Origin of the sequence: Paracraurococcus lichenis (assembly GCF_030657435.1) — a bacterium.
GTDB lineage: Bacteria > Pseudomonadota > Alphaproteobacteria > Acetobacterales > Acetobacteraceae > Paracraurococcus > Paracraurococcus lichenis.
On the sequence record NZ_JAUTWS010000587.1, the window covers coordinates 1 to 284 of the forward strand.

1 protein-coding gene is annotated in these 284 nt (G+C 70.1%); it reads left to right on the forward strand.

From position 1 onward, the window contains the following. Window positions 1–67: 67 nt before the first annotated feature. Window positions 68–284: IS4/Tn5 family transposase DNA-binding protein (locus tag Q7A36_RS41345; RefSeq protein WP_305109560.1), on the forward strand; the 217-nt coding region annotated here is incomplete at its 3' end.

Here is a 284-nt window from a genome sequence, read left to right on the forward strand (position 1 = left end):
CTTGACCTTACCCACAACTCAGCTTCGGCGTAGGGCCTTGGCCTGCGGGCAGGCAGGACTGTAGGTCATGGAAGACGCGGGGAGCTGGGCGGAACGGCAGTGGGGCGAGGTTGATTTGGGCAACCATCGCCGGACGCGGCGGGCGGTGACGATGGGCGCGGCGATGGCGGCGCAGCCGGCGGCTGGGCTGCCTGGTCAGATGGGCAGCTGGGCTGGTGCCAAGGCGGCGTACCGCTTGCTGGAACGGCCGGAGGTGACGCTTGAGGCGGTGACCGGGCAGCACC